Source organism: Pedobacter soli, from assembly GCF_900101435.1.
Lineage (GTDB): Bacteria > Bacteroidota > Bacteroidia > Sphingobacteriales > Sphingobacteriaceae > Pedobacter > Pedobacter soli.
In genome coordinates this window covers 139,845-154,871 of record NZ_FMZH01000011.1, presented here as the reverse complement: position 1 = coordinate 154,871, position 15,027 = coordinate 139,845, and the positions used below count along the sequence as shown (strand labels likewise).

At 40.2% G+C, this 15,027-nt stretch carries 13 protein-coding genes; 6 read left to right on the top strand and 7 right to left on the bottom strand.

Annotated features, from left to right (window positions below; genetic code table 11):
- Positions 1-45: 45 nt before the first annotated feature.
- Entirely contained in the window at positions 46-264 is a 219-nt protein-coding gene (locus tag BLR37_RS20470; protein WP_090771863.1) for a hypothetical protein, read from the bottom strand.
- Between the two features lie 216 nt (positions 265-480).
- On the opposite strand from BLR37_RS20470, the gene BLR37_RS20465 reads away from it, so the two are divergent.
- Both BLR37_RS20465 and BLR37_RS20460 read left to right on the top strand, forming a co-directional pair.
- Complete coding sequence (locus tag BLR37_RS20465; protein ID WP_039477549.1) at positions 481-954, top strand: ribonuclease H-like YkuK family protein; 474 nt, start codon at positions 481-483, stop codon at positions 952-954.
- Between the two features lie 245 nt (positions 955-1,199).
- Positions 1,200-1,667, top strand: a complete 468-nt coding sequence (locus BLR37_RS20460; RefSeq protein WP_244154716.1) for an SRPBCC family protein — start codon at positions 1,200-1,202, stop codon at positions 1,665-1,667.
- A gap of 11 nt (positions 1,668-1,678) precedes the next feature.
- On the opposite strand, the gene BLR37_RS20455 is transcribed toward BLR37_RS20460, so the two are convergent.
- The 6 genes from BLR37_RS20455 to BLR37_RS20430 form a co-directional block, all read right to left on the bottom strand.
- Positions 1,679-2,260, bottom strand: coding sequence for a DUF4468 domain-containing protein (locus BLR37_RS20455; protein ID WP_090771861.1), 582 nt, complete (start codon positions 2,258-2,260; stop codon positions 1,679-1,681).
- A gap of 97 nt (positions 2,261-2,357) precedes the next feature.
- The gene (locus BLR37_RS20450) at positions 2,358-3,377 is read right to left on the bottom strand and encodes a porin (protein WP_039477536.1); all 1,020 of its coding nucleotides are present in this window, start codon (positions 3,375-3,377) and stop codon (positions 2,358-2,360) included.
- 37 nt (positions 3,378-3,414) lie between these two features.
- Complete coding sequence (locus BLR37_RS20445) at positions 3,415-4,821, bottom strand: ammonium transporter (RefSeq protein WP_090771859.1); 1,407 nt, start codon at positions 4,819-4,821, stop codon at positions 3,415-3,417.
- A 346-nt stretch (positions 4,822-5,167) separates the two neighbouring features.
- On the bottom strand, positions 5,168-6,115 hold the full coding sequence (gene mnmL / locus BLR37_RS20440; protein WP_090771857.1) for a tRNA modification radical SAM protein MnmL/YtqA: 948 nt from the start codon (positions 6,113-6,115) through the stop codon (positions 5,168-5,170).
- Between the two features lie 155 nt (positions 6,116-6,270).
- Positions 6,271-6,846 carry a hypothetical protein gene (locus BLR37_RS20435; protein WP_090771855.1) on the bottom strand — a complete coding sequence of 192 codons (576 nt, stop codon included), beginning with the start codon at positions 6,844-6,846 and terminating at the stop codon, positions 6,271-6,273.
- A 409-nt stretch (positions 6,847-7,255) separates the two neighbouring features.
- Positions 7,256-8,692 (bottom strand): APC family permease, encoded by a 1,437-nt coding sequence (locus tag BLR37_RS20430; RefSeq protein ID WP_090771852.1) that lies wholly within the window; start codon positions 8,690-8,692, stop codon positions 7,256-7,258.
- 231 nt (positions 8,693-8,923) lie between these two features.
- Here BLR37_RS20430 and BLR37_RS20425 point away from each other — a divergent pair, with 231 nt between their 5' ends.
- The 4 genes from BLR37_RS20425 to BLR37_RS20410 all read left to right on the top strand — a co-directional run bounded on the left by BLR37_RS20425 (position 8,924) and on the right by BLR37_RS20410 (position 14,887).
- The gene (locus BLR37_RS20425) at positions 8,924-11,170 is read left to right on the top strand and encodes a sodium-translocating pyrophosphatase (protein WP_090771850.1); all 2,247 of its coding nucleotides are present in this window, start codon (positions 8,924-8,926) and stop codon (positions 11,168-11,170) included.
- 134 nt (positions 11,171-11,304) lie between these two features.
- Complete coding sequence (locus BLR37_RS20420) at positions 11,305-12,813, top strand: amino acid permease (protein WP_090771848.1); 1,509 nt, start codon at positions 11,305-11,307, stop codon at positions 12,811-12,813.
- 96 nt (positions 12,814-12,909) lie between these two features.
- Positions 12,910-14,241 (top strand): porin, encoded by a 1,332-nt coding sequence (locus tag BLR37_RS20415; RefSeq protein ID WP_090771846.1) that lies wholly within the window; start codon positions 12,910-12,912, stop codon positions 14,239-14,241.
- Between the two features lie 79 nt (positions 14,242-14,320).
- Complete coding sequence (locus BLR37_RS20410) at positions 14,321-14,887, top strand: MarC family protein (RefSeq protein ID WP_039477650.1); 567 nt, start codon at positions 14,321-14,323, stop codon at positions 14,885-14,887.
- Positions 14,888-15,027: the final 140 nt, after the last annotated feature.

Sequence of the window (15,027 nt, the reverse complement as noted above, 5' to 3'; positions counted from 1 at the left end):
CATAAAGGTAAGCATTTCTGTTTACGGCTAAACCGAGATAAGCGCTTACCGCTTAAAAAATCTGGTCCGCAGTTTACGGAGCGTCTCAAAATTTAATCTTTTATCTAACAGCATCAGCATCCGGCCACGCAGCGACACCGACGAAGTGAGTTTCTCGTTTACTGCATCAACTGATGATAAAATCCTGTCGGTCAATTCATCGGCAAATTTATTGGCCCTACTGTTTTGTAATAACTGTAATTCCTGAATTAATTCTGCTTTCATAATAAAGAATTGTTGTTGATTAATGTAAATATAACGACTCTTAATTGCATTTGTTTCAAAAATTAGCGGCTTAAAACGGACTATTTTTACTAACTTGTTGATAACTAACTTTTTGTTAGCAAATAAACAATCAAGCCTTAACACATATTTAATTTTTAGCGCCTATTTTTATTAAAAACCTGATTACCATTTATTAACCTCAAAAAACTACAATGTATGACGTGGAAAAAATTTAGTGGTGAAGTGATCCAATCTTCGATCCTCGAAGAAATTGAAAAAGCAATTATCAGAGAAACAGAAAATGGCTTTAAGCTAAAAGTTTGCATCGGTACCGACTCGCAGGTTAAAGGTGCTATAACCGATTTTGCAACAGTTATTGTGCTGTTAAGAGAGCATCATGGTGGTTTTATGTACATCCACCAGGAAAAAAACTCGGCTCAGGTAACGATTAAGGAAAGAATGTTAATGGAAGTGCAAAAATCGATTGAAACGGCCTATTCTATTTGCGATTTGCTTGATATTTACGATGTGGCTTTGGAGGTACATGCCGATATTAACACCAATCCATCATTTAAATCGAACAAGGCACTTAACGATGCCATGGGCTACATTTTAAGCATGGGTTTTATTTTTAAAGCGAAGCCAGAGGCATTTGCCAGCTCTACCTGTGCCGATAAAATGGTGCATTAATAAATCAGACCTCGCAGGTTTTTAAAACCTGCGAGGTCTTCAAAACCGTCATTTCGGGCCAAGTGCAATAAAGTCGGGAACCACTAAGTGCTCAGCGGAGCTAAATCCGTCAAGGCAGATCTCTCCCCGCCTGTTTGGGCAGGCATGCCACTGCGTTCCAGTCGAGATGAAGATCTTTCGTCACGTAATTGCGGTTATTACCAACAAAACCGCATCTTTGCTGTTGTCTTTTTAAAACAATAGCCGTGAAGACTTATAGATTAGAATTTACACAAAAACTTCCTGTTGACCTGGCCACGGCCTGGGATTTTTTCTCTTCGCCAATGAACCTGGCCGAAATTACGCCAACGGATATGACTTTCGATGTAACTTCGCCCAATATGGAGGGCACCAAAATGTATCCGGGCCTGATTATTACCTATAAAGTTGCGCCAATAGCCGGCATTAAATTAAACTGGGTGACCGAAATTACGCACGTAAAAGACCAGGAATATTTTATAGACGAACAGCGATTCGGCCCATTTGCATTCTGGCATCACCAGCACCATTTCGAAAAAATTGCAGACGGGGTTTTGATGCACGATATCCTGCACTATGCTATTGGCTGGGGCCCAATTGGTGGTATTGCCAATGCACTTATCGTAAATAAAAGAGTAAACGAAATTTTTAAATTCCGTTACCAGAAAGTGGCCGGTTTATTTGGCACCTTATAGCCCTTTGCTTATTACCACTTTTTGGTAGAGATGGTTTCGGGTTTCTTTTTAGCAGGTACTGCTACCCTGCTGGTGGCCATAAACTTTTTAAACTCTGCGCCAAACTTCTCTACTTTAGTATAAGTACTGTTTAAAATATCTTTCCATGCACCGGCACTCAATTTACCAGGTGTACGTTCTAAAGGGGTACCTATTTGGGTTGTGGCCACAAAATTTCCATAACGGTCGCGCTGGTATGGAATAAACTGCATGTCGGTTAACCAAAATCGATACTTTCCATTTCGTACTTCGCAAACAAACTGATAGCTTACTTCACCACTTGGGTGACCAGCTACGAGAATGGTTTTATCGATAACCATCCTGCCTTTTGCCGAAATAGATGAATCGCTAACGCTTTCCGGCTTCATCGTTTTTTTATACAACACATTCACAAAAGTTTTAGCCCTTTGCAGCAAAGTATCTTTAGCTACAGCTTGCGAATCGACAACCTGATAGTAAATAAATTTTCCTGAATCATCTTTCGAAAACTGTTTTTGCTGAGCGGCTAAGCTGATCGAAAAAGTGGCGAGTACAATAAAAAGGATATATTTCATGCAAATGGGTTAAACAATTAAGCTGAATAGGTAAAGTTACTAAAAAGCCGTCCCGATTTTAACCGGGACGGCTTAATATTTAATCTGTTTTATTTTCTTAGAACGCGTAAACTGCGGCTAAAGAGAACTGACCTGCGTTTGGAGCTGCTGCGCCACTTTCTTTAAAGAATGGTTTATCGCCGCTGTGGTCTAACCTTACCTCAGGGATAAAGGTTAACCCACCAGATTTAATATTTGCCGTAAAAGTTACCGCAGTATATTTCAATCCCTGCACAGCACCTACATTTTTATACTTAAAGTACTCCCCTCTTAATCCTAATGTTACACCATCGGCAACAGCATATTGAGGATAAAGTGCAGCACCGGCATAACCACCACCATCGTTATCGATATCGTAGTTGGCCGCATTTAAACCTAATTTAAACTTCTCGGTGATCTGGTAAGAAGTAGTTAAATCTTCGATGGTACCATAACCGCCTGCACCAGCGCCTGATAATACGTTCAGGTAGGCGGTCCAGCCTTCAACCGGAGCAACCATTAACTGACCACCAACTGCAGAAACGCCGCGGGTTGCACTGTAAAGATTCCAGTCGTTAAATACACCAGCCATTAAACTCACTTTATCAGAGAATTTATAGGTGGCTTTAATACCAGCATTCTGGAACGGGCCATTGGTAAATAAATACGATGTAGAGTAGTTAAAGTTACCAACCGGCGAAATTACCTCATAACCAATAAAGGTTCCCATGTAACCTGCAGTCATTGAAAACTGATCGGTAAAATCGTAGTTTACATATAAGTTCTGAATGTGAAAAGATGAACCGCCGGCAGCAGCATCAGGAATAGACTGCGACTGTCCTCTCGGTCCGAAAGAAAGTTCGCCAACAAATGATGCTTTACCTGTTTTCTTCTTCAATGCAATATCAATCATTCCTAATGAAACCGAGTTGTGGTCGCTGGCAAAAGAAGTGGTAATATTGTTTGGTTTTTTGGCAAAGTCGTATTTAAAATAGGTATCAACCGACCCTGAAATTTCAAGTGGTGATGTAGTGGTTTCCTGAGCCATGGCACAGCTTGCGCTGGCCATCGCGAAAATAGCGGTTAAAATTTTCTTCATGTTTGAGCTTGTTTTTGAGTTTAGATATTAAAAATCCTTAAGAAATTGCTTCGGTTATCGGACTGTTTTTTTCGATATAAATGGCTCTTTCTTCGACCAATAAAGTACCTTGTGAGTATTTTTCATCGTGTTGAGATTCATCAAGACCGATTTCTTCTTCTTCGTCAGAAACCCTGATTGGATTGATTAAGTTAACCAGTTTGAAAATTACGAAGGATACGATGAAACTGAATGCGATTACAATAACAGCGCCTTTTAATTGTGTAATAAAGAAGGCAGGGTTACCGTAAAATAAACCATCGGCTCCGGCAGCATTAACTGTTTTGGTTGCAAAAACGCCAGTTAATAACATACCAACGATACCACCCACACCATGGCAAGGGAAAACATCTAAAGTATCGTCTAAGCTGGTTTTTTGTTTCCATGAAACGGCAAGGTTAGAAATTACAGCTGCAATTGCACCGATAAAAATACTTGAAGGAATGCTTACAAAACCTGCACCCGGAGTAATGGCTACCAAACCTACAACTGCACCGATACAGAAACCTAATACCGAAGGTTTTTTACCGCGTGCTACATCGAAGAACATCCAGGCTAAACCTGCAGCACCAGCAGCGGTATTTGTGGTTAAGAATGCCGAAACAGCTAAGCTACCTGCGCTTAAAGCCGAGCCCGCGTTAAAACCGAACCAACCGAACCACAATAAACCGGTACCAATTAGTACGTAAGGAATATTTGCAGGTGGCACTTCTTTGTGCTCTAAGTGTGATTTTCTACGTTTTAAAACCAATGCACCAGCTAATGCAGCCATACCAGCAGAAATGTGAACTACGGTACCACCAGCAAAATCTAATACACCCATTTTAAACAAGAAACCTTGTGGATGCCAGGTCCAGTGTGCCAATGGCGAGTAAACGAATACGGCGAATAATACAATAAACAGGATATAAGAAGTAAAACGGATACGTTCTGCAACGGCACCTACAACCAAACCTGGTGTAATGATGGCGAACATTAACTGGAAAACTGCAAATAGTGAAAGTGGGATTGTTAAATCGGCACCTCCCTGTAAATGCGGAGCACCAGAGTTAACCCCTTTAAAGAAAAGGAAAGTTGAAGGATTACCGATGAAACCGCCAATGGTATCGCCAAAAGCTAAACTAAAACCAACAACTGTCCATAAAACGGTAATTACACCTGCTGCTACCACACTTTTAATCATGGTAGAGAGAATGTTTTTACGATGAACCATACCGCCATAGAAAAATGCAAGACCTGGGGTCATTAAAAATACCAGTGCAGCAGCGATTAAAATAAAAGCTGTATCAGCTGCGCTGTACTTGCCTTCATCAAAATTAGGTAGAAGTGGAGTAAATAGAGCTAAAATTGCGACAATCATCAATATCGCGAAGGGCGCATACTGTTTAAAGGAGAATCTACTCATAGTTTTTAGTTTAATTAGTTTGTATTGTTTAAATATTTGAAAATGCTGTCATTTATTTTTATAAAAATACGACATATTGCAATTTTAACACCATAAAATTGAATTTTTCTAACAAAAACACGCGATTTTTATAAAACACAACAAAAAAATAGCTCAAAAATGAAAATAGCAAAAAAAACAGGCATTTTAGATATGAGTTTTTAATAAAAACAAAAACACCACATACAGCACTTTTATCGATATTTAATCAAAATACACCAAAAAGAAGTGAATAAAATCATACAAAAACAAAAAAACACATGAAATTTCATGTGTTTTTCCAAAAATTTATAAAAAATATCAGATTTTAACAAAAATATTCAGAACCCTGAATAATCCCGCGTTTTTCGATTTCTTTATCCATATAAGTTTGAATTGCCGATTTATTAAGCCCCCAATTCGGCGCAATTAGTAAATCCCAGTCTGAAATACCAAAAAGACGTTGAATAACAATATCCGGACGCAGCAATGGAATGAGTTCGCAAAGTAAATCGGTATATTCTTCGAGAGTAAATAGCTTAAAGGGCTCTTTTTTGTATTTAGCGCCCATAATAGAACCATCTACTACATGCAAATGGTGGAATTTAACGAATTTAATCTGCGGAAAACGGTTAATCTCATGAATATAACCCCGCATCTGCTCTCTGGTTTCCCATGGGAAGCCAAAAATGGTATGCACGCACAGATCGAGCTTGCTATCTTTTAACAATTCGACCGCAGCAACAAACTCGCCATGACTGCAGCCCCGGTTAATCTGATCGAGGGTTTCATCGTAAATAGATTCCATACCCATTTCGAGGTCGACATCAAAACGATCGGTATAACTCTCGAGTAAGGCTACCTTTTCTGCATCGATACAATCTGGCCGTGTACCTACTGCAAAGCCTACAATATCTTCGGTATTGATGGATAAAGCTTCATCGTACATCATCTTTAAATAATGTACAGGTGCATAGGTATTGGTGTTGGGCTGAAAATAGACAATATATTTATCTGCCCTATAAGAATTTTTAGCCCTGAACATCCCTTCAACCAACTGATCTTTGATGTTAGGGTTTTTACGCGAAGGCTCAGGCGTAAAGGAATCGACATTACAATAGGTGCAGCCGCCGTAGCCCTTGCTCCCATCGCGGTTAGGGCAGGTAAAACCGCCATCAACAATTACTTTAAATACACGTTGCCCTTTATATTTCTCGCGCAGGTGCGTGCCGTAATTTTTATATCCTTTTATACCTAAATCTACCTGTGTTCCCATTGGCTGCAAAAATACGCAATTAGTTTTACAATGCCGTTTTACGGAAAAGAAGATGTGAAAAGGATGAAAATTGAGCAGTAAAGTACGGCTACATTAACTTATATACCACTATGTTATACATCAAGTGCTTTAATATTTACCAGCCGATTTATCCTTTATTTATACTTTAGCACCTCTACTGTAATTACATTTGCCTGGCTTAACTGCCTGTTATGGTTAACGGTTAGCTTTAATGCGGTTGCCTCATCAACTTTTAAGTTCACCGGCAACGGCTGCCCGGTTGCTGCAATAGCAGCATCTTCTTTTTTAACTTCTCCAAAATGATGGGTAAAATCGGCCACGCGGGCAGAATCTGAAAGCGATTTGGGCAGGAGAAAAATGGCGCCGGCTTTAATTGGGTTGGCGGTATCGTTATTTCGATAAGGCTGCATAATGATACTGGCCTCGTTGGCCTGTTCGCCGGCAAAAACAACCAGTTGCAAGGAGGCTGGCGCTGCCTGGTTTAACGCTTCAATATGGCTTTGATCAAAATCAGTTAAAGGCAATTTAGCTATTTCATCGATATAGCTCATAAACATTTGCACCCTTGAAACTTGCTGAGTACCTGAAGCCTTAGATTGGTTAACAACTTTCTGTTCTTGCTTTGCATTGTTACAGCTTATAAAGGTAGCAAGCATAAGAATACCAAGGCTTACTGAAAGTACTTTAAGGTTAACTATTGAACGCAACATGTATATATATATTAAGGTGGGAGATATTATTGATTAATGCAGCCTTAACTGCCGGCGCTAACCAGTCCAAATATCAGGCCAATTAAACACTGTTAGTTTCATTAATAACTGCTAATGATTAAGCCCCAATTTATAGGGCAGGTTAGTAAACGGATGTATATTGCATAAGCCCGGGTAAACTAAACCCGGTAGCAGCGGCACGAAGTAAAGCGGATAACGGGACTATCGGAACCGATTGATGCCGGAGCCTGCTTTTCAAAATGCAAAAAGGAGACTGGAGACAAGAGACGTGAGATTTGAGATGTTAGATATGAGACGTGCGCTTCACATAGAGAAACTTAAGAAACAAAAAACCCCGCAGTTTTAAACACTGCGAGGTTTGATATGAAGTTTAGGCGTTAAACTAGCCTTATGATTCTTTCTTGTTTATGAAAAAGTAAACGGGAACGCCTAATAATACGATTAATAAGCCCGGCCAGGTGTATTGTTGTTTATAAATAAGGAGTAAGATGCAAAATGCCGCACCGATTAATAAATAAATAACTGGGGTAACGGGATATAACCAGGTTTTGTAAGGTCTTTCTAAATCGGGCTTTTTAAACCTTAAATAAATTACACCGGCAACGGTAATCATGTAAAAGAGTACAATTACAAAAGAAATCATATCTAAAAGATTGCCGTACTGCCCGCTTAAACATAAAACTGAAGCCCAGATGCCCTGCATCCAAAGTGATTTTTCGGGAACACCGTTTTTATTGTTGTGGAGTGCTGCTTTAAAAAACATACCATCTTGCGCCATGCTTTGAAAAACCCTTGCCCCTGCCAGCACGATCCCGTTAACGCAACCGAAGGTAGAAATCATTACCAAAACTGCAATAACAATGGTACCAAGGCCGCTGCCAAAAATCTGCTCGGAAGCTACTACGGCCACCCTATCGTTTGGCGCAAAAGCAATACTACCTCTGTTTAATGTGTTGAGATATATGAAATTCACCAATAAATACAGAATCATTACCGCGGTAGTACCCAAAACCATTGAGCGCACTACGTTTTTCTTTGGATTTTCAATTTCGCCCGAAACGAAAGTTACATTCTCCCAGGCCACACTCGAAAACACCGAGCCAACCATGGCAGCAGCAATGCCGCCTACAATGGTCATTCCTGAAATAGATTCCCAGCCTGATTTAAGAAAATTACCGCTCGGATCGGTTTTGAGGTTATTAAAAGCCGCCCAACCGAAACTCATGTTATCGCCCCAGAAATTATTTTTAACCAAGAGGAAACCTAAGATGATTAAACCTATTAAAGCTACAATTTTAGATCCGGTGAAGATATTCTGCAGCAACTTACCACTCTCCACACCTTTGGTATTAATATAGGTAAGGAGCATAATTACGCCAATGGCTAAAATTTGTATCCAGGTAATTTTATAACTGCCACTTTGAAAAATCGGAGCTGCATCGTTTAGCGCAGGAATTAAATAAGCTGTAAATTTACCGAAAGCCACCGCAACGGCTGCAATGGTACCAGTTTGGATTACCGTAAAGAGCCCCCAGCCATACAGGAAGCCCATCATTTTACCAAAAATCTCTTTCAGGTAAGTATATTGCCCTCCGGCTTTGGGAAACATAGATGAAAGTTCGCCGTAAGAAATGGCTGCAGCAACAGTCATTACCCCGGTAATTACCCACACCACAATTAGCCAGTATCCGGAGCCCAGATTTCGCATAATATCGGCACTCACAATAAAGATACCGCTTCCAATCATGGAGCCCATAACCAGCATGGTGGCATCAAAAAGGGTTAATTTCCGTTTGGAAGCCCCTTCTTCGTTTTGAATTTTCATATTGTTCAGTTCAGTTTGATTTAGTTTAGGGGCTAATTTATTTGAAAAAAACGACAATCTATGTATTATTTTACTGAACAATTTTTTATTCGCTACTACATTTATATACGGATGATAAATATTTTATTAACTTGCTAGATATAACCGTTTTCAGTTGGCAGTTTACAATTAACAGTTTAAACAATTAATCACCAGAAAAACAAATAACCAAATATAAACCAATTATTAACTATGGATTTTTTACAAAACAATTTAATTTACTGTATTCCGGCCCTGGGCCTTGTCGGTATTATAGTTATGCTAATTAAAAGTGCCTGGGTAAGCAAACAGGATGCCGGTGAAAAAAACATGCAGGAGCTTGCCGGCTATATTGCTGATGGCGCAATGGCCTTTTTAAAAGCCGAATGGCGGGTTTTGAGTATTTTTGCTGTTTTTACAGCAGCCTTACTGGCTTATTCGGGTACGGTTACAGAAATTAAAGGTATTCCCTTGCATTCGAGCTGGATCATCTCAATTTCCTTTATTATTGGAGCTGTATTTTCGGCAACTGCTGGTTATATTGGGATGAAAGCGGCTACCAAAGCCAATGTACGTACCACACAGGCAGCAAGAACCAGTTTAAAACAAGCTTTAAAAGTTTCGTTTACAGGCGGTACAGTTATGGGACTGGGCGTTGCCGGCTTAGCAGTTTTGGGTTTAGGTGGTTTATTTATTGTTTTTCTAAAGCATTTCAATGTTGTTTCGGTTAACAGCACCGAAATGAAAACAGCCATAGAGGTTTTAACTGGTTTCTCTTTAGGAGCCGAATCTATTGCCCTATTTGCACGTGTGGGCGGGGGTATTTACACCAAAGCAGCCGATGTGGGTGCCGATTTAGTTGGTAAGGTTGAGGCTGGTATACCTGAGGATGATGTGCGTAACCCTGCAACCATTGCCGATAACGTAGGCGACAATGTGGGCGATGTTGCCGGCATGGGCGCCGATTTATTCGGCTCGTATGTAGCGACTATATTAGCGACCATGGTTTTAGGACAGGAAATTAATGTAACCGATAACTTTGGCGGCATGTCGCCAATTCTTTTACCGATGGTAATTTGTGGTCTGGGTATTATATTCTCCATTATCGGAACCTGGTTTGTAACGATTAAAGACGAAAAATCGAACGTTCAAAATGCCCTGAACCTGGGTAACTGGTCGTCTATTGTAATTACCGCAGTAGCTTCTTTCTTTATAGTTAAATGGATGTTGCCAGAAACTTTGAACCTGCGCGGCTACGAGTTTTCGAGCATTAATGTGTTTTATGCCATTATTGTAGGCTTAGTAGTGGGTACCATTATGAGTGTGGTTACCGAATATTTTACTGCCATGGGCAAAAAGCCGGTTAATTCTATCATCCAGCAATCATCTACCGGTCATGCTACCAATATTATTGCAGGTTTATCGGTTGGGATGAAATCGACAGTGGTTCCGATCCTGGTATTAGCAGGTGGTATTATGGCTTCTTATCATTTTGCAGGTTTATATGGTGTAGCCATTGCTGCAGCCGGAATGATGGCCACTACCGCCATGCAGCTGGCTATTGATGCTTTTGGACCAATTGCCGATAACGCTGGCGGCATTGCCGAAATGAGCCAATTGCCACCAGAAGTACGCGAACGTACCGATAATTTGGATGCGGTTGGAAATACTACCGCAGCTACCGGAAAAGGTTTCGCCATTGCTTCGGCTGCACTTACTTCATTGGCTTTATTTGCAGCTTTTGTAGGCATTGCGGGTATTTCGGCCATTGATATCTATAAAGCACCGGTTTTAGCTGGTTTATTTGTTGGCGGAATGATTCCGTTCATTTTCTCAGCTTTATGTATACAGGCGGTAGGTAAAGCGGCTATGGATATGGTACAGGAAGTACGTCGCCAGTTTCGCGAAATACCTGGCATTATGGAATACAAAGCCAAACCTGAGTACGAAAAATGTGTGGCCATTTCTACCAAAGCCTCTATCCGCGAAATGTTAATGCCGGGTGCCATTGCCTTAATCACCCCTGTTATTGTGGGCTTTACCTTTGGTCCTGAAGTTTTGGGTGGTTTACTGGCTGGCGTTACCGTAACTGGTGTATTGATGGGAATTTTTCAGAGCAATGCCGGTGGTGCCTGGGATAATGCCAAAAAATCCTTCGAGCAAGGTGTAATCATTAATGGCGAAACACACTACAAAAAATCAGAACCACACAAGGCTTCGGTTACCGGAGATACAGTTGGTGATCCTTTTAAAGATACATCGGGCCCTTCGATGAATATTTTGATCAAATTAATGTCTATCGTTTCACTGGTTATTGCTCCTTACATCGCAGTTAAGGCAATTGCAGGCGAACACCGCACAGAAGTTCGCAAAGAAATCAGAATAGAGCAAAAAACGGATAGTGCAGGGCATACAATAACGGACACTATTACCAATACAACAGATACTTTGCAACGTTAGTTGTAAAAACCTAGATAGAAAAAGTGTAAAAGGGATTTTTAAACAGGATCCCTTTTACTTTTCCGTAATTTTTAATTACGTTTGGGGCTGAAAAATTTATATTCACAAATAAATCAAAACAACAACTAACTTTTATGAGTTTATTTCTTAAGAAATCAATTACTCAACTTTTAGCAGATTCGTCCGAATCTGAGAAAAGCTTAAAACGCACCCTATCAGCGGGTTCGTTAGTTGCGCTAGGTATCGGAGCAATTATAGGCGCAGGCCTTTTTGTTCGTACTGCAAATGCAGCTGCCCAAAGTGCTGGTCCATCAGTAACTTTCGGGTTTATTTTAGCTGCCATTGGTTGCGCACTTGCGGGTCTTTGCTATGCAGAATTATCATCATCTATTCCAATCTCTGGTAGTGCCTACACTTACACTTATGCCACTATGGGTGAATTTATGGCCTGGATTATCGGATGGGATTTGGTTTTAGAATATGCAGTGGGTGCTGCTACAGTGGGTATCGCCTGGAGCGAGTATCTTAATAAATTACTCACAGAAGTTATACACGTCAGTCCCATACCCTACGAATGGTGTCACTCTCCATTCCAAAGTGAAGGTGGCGTAAACGGGATCATGAACGTACCCGCCTTATTCATTATCTTCTTATTAAGTCTTTTATTGATAAAAGGCACACAAGAATCGGCATTTGTAAACGGATTAATTGTAATTACCAAAGTAGCCATTGTATTGTTAATCATTGCTTTCGGCTGGTCGTTCATTAACCCGGTTAACCATACACCATACATCCCTGAAGCTACAAAATATGTTGATAAAGAAGGCTTAACCCATAACTTCGGTGGTTTTTGGGGTATTGTGGGTGCCGCAGGTACGGTATTCTTTGCCTTTATTGGTTTTGATGCAGTAAGTACCGCAGCACAGGAAACTAAAAACCCTAAAACAGCCATGCCAATTGGTATTTTAGGTTCACTTGCAGTATGTACGGTTTTATACATCTTATTTGCTCACGTTTTAACCGGTATGGCACCTATCGAGTTCTTCAGAACCAAAGGTGGCGAAGCTTCTGTTGTAGCAGCCATTATTGATTACATGCCGGGTTATGGCTGGTTAGCCAAATTAGTAACAGTAGCTATTCTTGCAGGTTTTTCTTCAGTAATTCTGGTAATGTTATTAGGTCAGAGCCGTGTATTCTATTCGATGAGTAAAGACGGTTTATTGCCTAGAGTTTTCAGCGATTTGCACCCTAAATTTAAAACGCCATACAAAGCCAACATGATTATTTTTGTAATCTGTGCTTTATTTGCAGCCTTTGTACCTGGTGATGTGGTAGGTGATATGACTTCAATCGGTACTTTATTTGCCTTCATTTTAGTGTGTGCTGCGGTAATTGTACTGAGAAAAACAGATCCGGATTTGCACAGAGAGTTTAAAACCCCATTTGTGCCTTTATTGCCTATTTTAGGTATTATTGCCTGTACGTTAATGATATTAGGCTTACACTGGACTAACTGGTTAAGGTTATTCGGCTGGTTAGCATTAGGCTTCATCATTTACTTTGGTTACAGCCGTAAACATTCGGTTTTAGCAAATACTGGCAAAACAGTTGATCCTGTTGATCCTCCCAAACCAGAATTATAATCAAAAATGATATTTTCCATAAGCCCCGATCAAAAGTCGGGGCTTTTTTTGTGTTAAATTATTGTTAATAAATTACCTTTGCAAAAAAATCATTACATGAACCGTTATTCTGCTTCTGTTAAGCACATTTTCATTTTTGCAACGATATTATTGCTTTTTATTTCCTCAAAAGGTTATGCGCAAAGAACAATTAACGATGTAATGGATTCGACAACCGTAAATCACTTGTTAATTATCTCGAAGAAATATGGTTCATTGTCTTTTAGCGGTTATTTACAGCCTCAGTTTCAGCTGGCACAATCGAAAGGTACACAGGCTGAGTTTCAGGGTGGAAATTTTGGCGATTTTACCAATAACCGGTTCAGGTTGAGAAGAGGCCGCTTAAGGGCCGATTATATGATGTTAACCGAAGATGGCGCACCATCTACTTATTTTGTACTTCAATTTGATGGTACCGAACAAGGCGTTGCAATACGCGATTTCTGGGGGCGTTATTACGAAAACAAATGGAAAATATTGGCCGTAACGCTGGGTTTATCGGGCCGACCTTTTGGTAATGAGCTCCAATTGTCATCATCGGTTAGAGAAGCTCCGGAACGTGGCAGAATGTCGCAGATTTTAATGAAAACCGAACGTGATCTTGGGGTGACCTTTACTTTAAACCCACGCTGGAAAGATGCCAAACTCAAAAATTTTGTACTCGATTTTGGTGTTTATAACGGGCAGGGCTTAGCTGGTAACGGAGAGTTTGATAATAGCAAGGATTATATTTTAAGGTTAAGCCATAAAACTTACGCCTTTAAAAACTTTACCATTGCAGGCGGGGTAAGCACATTGCAGGGCGGCTTAGATCATCGTTTGCCGGTGAGCTACAAAATGGAACAAACCAACAATGTCTGGAAAATGGTTAAAGATTCATCAGCTGCTACCGTAAATAAGGTGGCCCCGAGAAGGTATTATGGTGCCGATATACAACTGGCAACCAAAACCAATAGCTGGAAATCGGAGCTTAGGGCCGAAGTAATATCAGGCTTACAAACCGGTACTTCAACTACATCAACTACGCCTGGCTCTTATCCTGTAGACAATAAGGCTATAGCGCTACCTTTTTATACCCGTACTTTTAACGGTGCTTACTTTACCTTTGTACAAACCTTAAACAGTACCGATAATCAACTGATTTTAAAATACGACTGGTACGATCCGAATGCTAAAGTTAAGGGGATGGACATTTCGGCCGATAAAGGCCTCTCGCCTGCCGATGTTCGTTTTGATACTTTTGGCTTTGGTTTTTTACACCATTTTAATCCACATTTTAAAGCTGTATTGTATTACGATATCATTAAAAATGAATCAACCCAGATTTCTGGTTATACAGCTGATAGAAAAGACAATGTGCTTACGTTGCGTACCCAGTTCTATTTCTAATAAATAATATACTGATTGAGGAATTGATACAAATTCCGCTACCTTTGCTTAAAATTGCCCTGCTATGAAAGCTGATTTTATGACGTTCAACTTAAGCCAGATATTATCGACAACGATGGTACTGTTTGCCATAATCGATATTTTGGGTGCCATCCCGGTAGTGATCGAGTTGCGCAGAAAGGCTGGTCATATCGAATCGGAAAAGGCTTCGCTAGTAGCCGCAGGCTTAATGATCCTCTTTCTTTTCCTGGGCGAATCGTTACTCAAAGTAATTGGTTTGGATGTAGAATCTTTCGCTATTGCAGGTTCATTTGTAATCTTTTTTATTGCCATGGAAATGGTTTTAGGACTAACCATTTTTAAAGAAGAAGCACCTGAAACGGTTTCGATCGTGCCCCTCGCCTTCCCTTTAATTGCCGGTGCCGGAACCATGACTACGCTGCTTTCGTTAAAAACCGAATACCATACACAAAATATTCTCGTTGGTATTTTGCTGAATATGCTGTTCGTGTACTTCGTTTTAAAGAATACTAACCGTTTAGAGAAGCTATTCGGCAAAACAGGGTTAAATATACTTCGTAAGGCATTTGGAGTAATTCTATTGGCTATTGCGATTAAGCTGTTCAGGAATAATACGGGGTTGTAGAATATAGGCTTTCTCTAAAGCGGGAGATGCTGAAACAAGTTCAGCATGACGAAAAAAGTTTTTCCTCTGAATAAATTGGAATTCCTACATCAATATGTAACAAAAATTCCGTATATTCATCTAAACAGAAAGCTCATTAC